Annotated in this window: 1 protein-coding gene; it reads left to right on the plus strand. The window is 76.8% G+C overall.

Annotation, left to right across the window (positions count from 1 at the left end; translation table 11 throughout):
* Window positions 1-215: 215 nt before the first annotated feature.
* The gene (locus tag ACFV0O_RS02510) at window positions 216-1,316 is read left to right on the plus strand and encodes a D-TA family PLP-dependent enzyme (RefSeq protein ID WP_380335243.1); all 1,101 of its coding nucleotides are present in this window, start codon (window positions 216-218) and stop codon (window positions 1,314-1,316) included.
* Window positions 1,317-1,429: the final 113 nt, after the last annotated feature.

The following is a 1,429-nucleotide window of genomic DNA, read 5'->3' on the forward strand; positions in this document are numbered from 1 at the left end:
CAGCGCCTCCCCGCCACCCCCTCCTCTTCATCACACCCATCCACCGGGGCCCACCCCCTCTTCACACGCCCCCCGCGCCCCCCCCCCCCCCGCGGGGGGGGGGGGCCGCCCGACGGCGTCCCGGGACCGTGGGCGTCCCCGGCCCAGGGGGGGTGTGCCCGGGCCGATCTTGCCGGGGCGAGAATGGGGGCGCGATTCGAGCCGAAAGGAAGCAGATGCCCAGAATCCCGGTGGAGGTCGACACCCCGGACGTCATGGTCGACCTGGACGTGCTGGAGCGGAACATCGAGCGCATGGCGGCCGCGCTCCGCGCCAAGGGCCTGCGGCTGCGCCCGCACGCCAAGACCCACAAGATGCCGGAGATCGCCGCGCGGCAACTTGCCGCCGGGGCGGTCGGGTTGACGGTGGCGACCATCGGCGAAGCCGAGGTCTTCGCCGAGCACGGCGCCACCGACCTCTTCATCGCCTACCCGCTCTGGATCGGGCCCCGGCAGGCGGAACGGCTGCGCCGACTCGCCACGACGGCCAGGATCGCGATCGGGACGGACTCCGTCGAAGCGGCCGAGACGGCGGGCCGCCACCTCGGGGACGCGGCCGGCGGGATCGAGGTCCTGGTGGAGATCGACAGCGGACACCACCGCAGCGGCGTCAGCCCCGCCCGGGCCGTGGAGGTGGCAGGGGCGGCGGCCCGCGCCGGACTCCGCGTCGCCGGCGTGTTCACCTTCCCCGGCCACGGCTACGCACCGCAGATGCCCGCCAAGGCCGCCGCGCAGGAGGAACAGGCCCTCGGCGAGGCCGCCGAGGCGCTCACCGCCGCGGGCTTCGAGGTCACCCGGGTGAGCGGCGGCTCCACGCCCACCGCGGAACTGACCGGGACCTCGGCCATCACCGAAGCACGGCCGGGCGTCTACGTGTTCGGCGACGCCCAGCAGTGGGAACTCGGCCGGTGCGCCGTCGAGGACATCGCCCTGACGGTCGCGGCCACCGTCGTCAGCCGGCACGAAGGGGACGGGGCCACACCCCGCCGGGTGGTCGTGGACGCGGGCAGCAAGGTCCTCGGCGGCGACCGGCCCGCTTGGGCGACGGGCTTCGGCCGGCTCATCGACCACCCCGAGGCCCGCATCACGGCGCTGTCCGAGCACCACGCCACCGTGGTCTGGCCCGCCGACGGCGACCTCCCCGCGCTGGGCGAGCGGCTGCGGGTGATCCCCAACCACGTCTGCGTGGCGGTGAACCTCGTCGACGACGTCGCCGTGGTCCGCGACGGCGAACTCGTGGACCGCTGGCGCGTCGCCGCCCGCGGCAGGAACGCCTGACCGGGGGCCCACCCGGGGCCGGGGCGCGCCCCCGCCCGCAGGGGGCGGCGGGGGCCGCCGGAGGGGCGGGGGCGGTGGGGGGCGGGGGGGGGCCCAGGGGCCCCCCCCAAACC

Source organism: Kitasatospora sp. NPDC059577, assembly GCF_042735475.1.
Taxonomy (GTDB): Bacteria; Actinomycetota; Actinomycetes; order Streptomycetales; family Streptomycetaceae; genus Kitasatospora.